The following is a 4,912-nucleotide window of genomic DNA, read 5'->3' as shown; positions in this document are numbered from 1 at the left end:
GAGACGGCGGTGCGCCAGGTGACGGCGGCGATCCCCTCCGTCTCGAATCCGGAGGCCTTTAAGGGCCTCAGCGCCGCGGCGCAGGCGCTCCGCGACGGCCTCGCCCGCTCGCGCGAGCTGCAGGACCTCGCCCGTGCGCGCCCCGACGCCCCGGCCGGGCCGATCCCCGCCCTCGACCGGGCGCTGAAGGCCCGCGGGCTCGAGGCCGGGATCCCCGCCGATGCCGCGCTCTGGCCCCCGAGGCTGCGGCGCGCGGCCGTGGCGCTCTGCCTCGCCGCCGCGGACCGGGCGACCGCGGGCACTTCGCTCGGCATCGCCGTCTCCCGGACGGCGGGCGCGGCCGAGATCACCGTCACCGCCGAGACCGCCGGCGAGCCCCCGAGGCCCGAAGGCCTCGGCTGCGCCCTGGCGCGGCGCATCGTCGAGGCCGGCGGCGGCCGGCTGGAGATCGCTGCGGCGGAAGGCCGCACCGCCTTCCGTGCCGCGCTGCCCGAAGGGCAGGGCGCCCCGGCCGAGGAGCCCGTCGCCCAGCGCGCCTGAGCGGAGGCGGCGCCGGGCCTTGCGCCGCCCCGCCGGGATTCCTAGAACGGCGCGCACGCGCGCACCAGGGACCAGACCCGGCTTGTCCATCCAGATCGTTCTCGACGATGTCGCCGCCACCGAACGTCTGGCGCGTGCCCTCGCGCCGGGGTTGCGCGCCGGCGATCTTGTGGCGCTCGACGGCGGACTCGGCGCCGGCAAGAGCACCTTCGCCCGCGCCCTGATCGCGGAACGCCTGGCCGCGACCGGCCGCGCCGAAGACATACCCTCGCCGAGCTATACGCTCGTGCAGACCTACGACCTTGGTGATTGCACGCTCTGGCACGCGGATCTCTACCGCCTCTCCACCGCCGAGGAACTCGCCGAACTCGGCCTCGCCGAGGCCTTCGCCGAGGCGATCTGCATCGTGGAATGGGCCGGCCGGCTCGGCCGCAGCCGCCCCGGCAGGGCGCTCGGGATCGAGCTCGCCTTCCTGCCCGGCGACGACGGCGCGCGCAGCGCGACTCTGACCGCGTCGGGGGGCGGCTGGGACTGGCTTCCCGAGGCGCTTCGCCGCGCCGGATGCGTGCCGGCATGACCCGCGCGGCGGAAATCGCGGCTTTCCTCGCCGGGGCCGGCTGGGCCGCGGCGAGGCGGGCGCCGCTGGCGGGCGACGCTTCGGCCCGGCGCTACGAGCGGCTTTCGCAGGGGGCGGCCGGGGCGGTCCTGATGGACATGCCGCCCGAGAGCGGGCTCGATCCGCTGCCCTTCCTGCGGGTGACCGACTGGCTGCGCGGCGCCGGCTTCAGCGCGCCGGAGGTGCTCGCCGCGAACCCGCCGCAGGGGCTGGTCCTGCTCGAGGATCTGGGCGACGACACCTTCGCGCGGCTCTGCGCCGCCGACGGGGCCAGCGCCGAGGCGCTCTACGGGGCGGCCATCGACGCGCTCGTCGCGCTCCAGCGCCTCGGCCTTCCGCCCGGCGATGCCCGATGGGCGCCGCCGCCCTACGACCTGGCGCTGCTGCTGCGCGAGGCGCGGATGGCGGTGGAATGGTATCTGCCCGCCGCCACCGGCGCGGCACCGGATGCCGAAGGCGCGGCACGCTTCGAGACCCTCGCCACGGCGGCCTTCACGCCGCTGCTCGCCGACCCGCCGGTGCCGGTCCTGCGCGACTATCATGCCGAAAACCTGATCTGGCTGCCCGAGCGCGCCCGGCACGCCCGCGTCGGCCTGCTCGACTACCAGGACCTGCTCGTGGGCCATCCGGCCTACGACGTGGTCTCGCTGCTCGAAGACGCCCGCCGCGACATCGACGAGGGCCTTCGCGCGCGCATGCTCGCCCGCTACCTCGCCGCCAGCGGCGCCGATCCGCAGGATTTCTCCCTCGCCGCGCATACGCTCTCCGCGCAGCGCAACCTCAAGATCCTCGGCCTCTTCACCCGGCTCTGCCGCCGCGACGGCAAGCCGCGCTACCTCGACCTCCTGCCCCGCGTCTGGGACCATCTGGCGCGCGACCTTGGCCATCCCGGGCTGGCGCCGCTCGCGGCCTGGGTCGGGGACACCCTGCCGCCGCCCGAGCCCGCCGTGCGCGCCCGCATCGCGGCCCGCGCCGCATGACGCCGCGCGCGCTGATGATCTTCGCCGCCGGCCTCGGCACCCGCATGGGGGCGCTGACCCGCGACCGGCCGAAGCCGCTGATCGAGGTGGCCGGCATCCCGCTCCTCGACCGCGCCCTGGCGCTCGCCCGCGAGGCCGGGGTGGGCCGCATCGTCGTCAACACCCATGCCCATGCCGCGCAGATGCAGGCGCATCTCGCGCGCGCGGCGCCCGAGGCGCTGGTCTCGCACGAGCCGGAGCTGCTCGAGACCGGCGGCGGCCTCGCCCGGGCGCTGCCGCTCCTCGATGCCGATCCGGTCTTCACGCTCAATGCCGACATGGTCTGGTCCGGCCCGAACCCGCTGACCGCGCTCGCCGCGGCCTGGGATCCCTCGCGCATGGACGCGCTGCTCTGCCTCGTGCCGCGCGCCGCGGCCACCGGCCATGCCGGGCCGGGCGATTTCTTCGCCGCTCCCGGCGGCGCCCTGACCCGCCGCGGCGCCGCGCCCGCCGCCGATTTCGTCTATGCCGGGGCGCAGATCATCCGCGCGGGCGCGCTCGCGGGCCATGCCGGACCGGTCTTTTCGCTCAACCCGGTCTGGGACCGCCTGATCGCCGCCGGACGGCTCTTCGGCTGCCTCCACCGCGGCGGCTGGGCCGATGTCGGCCGGCCCGAGGGCATCGCGCTCGCCGAAGCCGCGCTCGCCCGATGACGCTCTTCGCGCCCGGCCCCGGCCCCCGCGTCTTCGCCCTGCCGCCCGGCGCGGATTTCACCGCCGCGCTGATCCAAGGCCTCGATGCCCGGCTCGCCGGCGCGCCCCCCGAGGCCATGGCGCGGATCGAGATCTGGGTGAACACCCAGCGCGCGCGCCGCGCCCTGACCGAGGCCTTCGCCAACGGGCCCGCCCGGCTCCTGCCGCGGATCCGCGCGCTCGCGGAACTCGCCGAGGATCCGCGCCTGCCGCTCGCGCTTCCGCCGCCCGGCCCGGCGCTGGCGCGCAAGCTCGAACTGGCGCGGCTGGTCGCGGCGCTTCTCGCCGCAGAGCCCGGCCGCGCTGCCGAGACCGCGGTCTTCGACCTCGCCGACAGCCTGGCGCAATTGCTCGACGACCTCGAGGGCGAGGGCATCGACCCGGCCGCGCTCCGGCGCATCGACGCCGGGGACCATGCCGCCCATTGGCAGCAGAGCCTGCGCTTTCTCGACATCCTCGCCACCCACGCCGCCGCCACGATCCCCGGCGGCCAGGGCCGGCTGCGCCGCGTCGCCGAGGCCCTCGCCGCCGCCTGGGCGACGAACGCGCCCGCCGATCCGGTGCTCGTCGCCGGCTCCACCGGATCGCGCGGCGCCACGCGCGCCTTCATGGCGGCGGTGGCGCGGCTGCCGCAGGGCGCGCTGATCCTGCCGGGCCACGACCCCGACCTGCCCGAGGCTGTCTGGCGGCGGCTCGGTGCCGGCGAGGCCGGCGCCTCCGACCATCCCCAGCACGGCTTCCGCCGGCTGGCCGACAGTCTCGGCTTCGAGGCCGGCGCGGTGGCGCCCTGGCATCCCGTCGCGCCGCCCGCGCCCGAGCGCAACGCGCTGGTCTCGCTGGCGCTCCGCCCCGCGCCGGTCACCGACCAGTGGCGCCAGGATGGCAGGGGCCTCGCCGGCTCCCTCGCCGCCGCCACCGCGGGGCTGACCTGGATCGACGCGCCCGACGCCCGCGCCGAGGGCCGCGCCATCGCGCTGGCGCTGCGCGACGCCGCCGGGGCGGGCCTGCGCGCCGCCCTCGTCACCCCCGACCGCACGCTGGCACGAAGGGTCACCGCGGAACTCGACCGCTGGGGCATCATCCCCGACGACAGCGCCGGCCGCCCGCTGGGCCTCGTTCCGCCCGGCGTGCTCCTGCGCCATCTCGCCGGGCTCGCCGGGGAACCGCTCGCCCCCGCGGCGCTGCTCGCGCTCCTCAAGCATCCGCTGGTTGCGAGCGCGCCCGGCGCCCGCGCCGGCCATGCCGCCCTCACCGCGCGGCTCGAGATCGAAGAGCTGCGCGGCAGGCCGCCGGTGGTGGACTGGCCCGCCCTGCGCGACTGGGCGGCCGAGGGCCCGGCAGAAGCGGCCCCCTGGATCGCCTGGCTCGAAGGCGCGCTGAGGCCGCTCGCGACCGCCGGGATCCGCATTCTCGCCGCCCATGTGGCGGCCCAGGTCGCGGCGGCGGAAAGCCTCGCCGCCGGGCATCAGGCGGGCGGCGAGCACGGGCTCTGGGCGAAGGAGGCCGGTGCCCGGGCGAGGGCGCTGATGGAGAACCTCGCCGCGGCGGGCGAGGCCTTCGGACCGATGTCGCCGGCGCAATTCCGTGCGCTCCTGCAATCCGAGATGGCGGCGCGCGACGTGCCCGAAGAGGCGGTCGTCACCGATGCCGGCATCGCCATCTGGGGCACGCTCGAGGCCCGGGTGCAATCCGCCGACCTGGTGATCCTCGGCGGCCTCAACGAGGGGATCTGGCCGCGGATCCCGGGTGCCGATCCCTGGCTGAACCGTGGCCTGCGCCTCGCCCTCGGCCTGCCGAGCCCCGAGCAATCGGTCGGCCTCGCCGCGCACGACTTCCAGCAGGCGATCGCCGCGCCCCGCGCCATCGTCTCGCGCGCCGCCCGCGACGCCGAGGCGCCCACCGTCCCCTCGCGCTGGCTGCTGCGGCTGGAGAACCTGCTGCTCGGCATCGGGGACGAGGGCGGGGACGCGCTGGCGGCCGCCCGGCGCCGCGGGACCGCGCTGCTCGCGCGCGCCGCCGAACTCGACCGGCCGGCCGCTCCCCTT

5 protein-coding genes are annotated in these 4,912 nt (G+C 77.2%); all 5 read left to right on the top strand.

Annotated features, from left to right (window positions below; genetic code table 11):
* Positions 1 to 540, top strand: a 540-nt coding sequence (locus V7050_RS18095; RefSeq protein WP_442885711.1) for a hypothetical protein, incomplete at its 5' end; no start/stop codon positions are given.
* An 82-nt stretch (positions 541 to 622) separates the two neighbouring features.
* Positions 623 to 1,117 carry a tRNA (adenosine(37)-N6)-threonylcarbamoyltransferase complex ATPase subunit type 1 TsaE gene (gene tsaE / locus V7050_RS18090; RefSeq protein ID WP_324365250.1) on the top strand — a complete coding sequence of 165 codons (495 nt, stop codon included), beginning with the start codon at positions 623 to 625 and terminating at the stop codon, positions 1,115 to 1,117.
* Positions 1,114 to 2,136 carry an aminoglycoside phosphotransferase family protein gene (locus V7050_RS18085; RefSeq protein ID WP_324365251.1) on the top strand — a complete coding sequence of 341 codons (1,023 nt, stop codon included), beginning with the start codon at positions 1,114 to 1,116 and terminating at the stop codon, positions 2,134 to 2,136. The genes tsaE and V7050_RS18085 overlap by 4 nt, the downstream gene beginning before the upstream one ends.
* Positions 2,133 to 2,828 (top strand): nucleotidyltransferase family protein, encoded by a 696-nt coding sequence (locus tag V7050_RS18080; RefSeq protein WP_324365252.1) that lies wholly within the window; start codon positions 2,133 to 2,135, stop codon positions 2,826 to 2,828. Before V7050_RS18085 ends, V7050_RS18080 begins: the two co-directional genes overlap by 4 nt.
* On the top strand, positions 2,825 to 4,912 hold a 2,088-nt coding region (addB, locus tag V7050_RS18075), incomplete at its 3' end, for a double-strand break repair protein AddB (RefSeq protein ID WP_324410963.1). The genes V7050_RS18080 and addB, both read left to right, overlap by 4 nt.

Source organism: Amaricoccus sp. (assembly GCF_036846665.1).
Classification (GTDB): domain Bacteria; phylum Pseudomonadota; class Alphaproteobacteria; order Rhodobacterales; family Rhodobacteraceae; genus Amaricoccus.
This window is presented reverse-complemented; position numbering and strand designations above follow the sequence as displayed.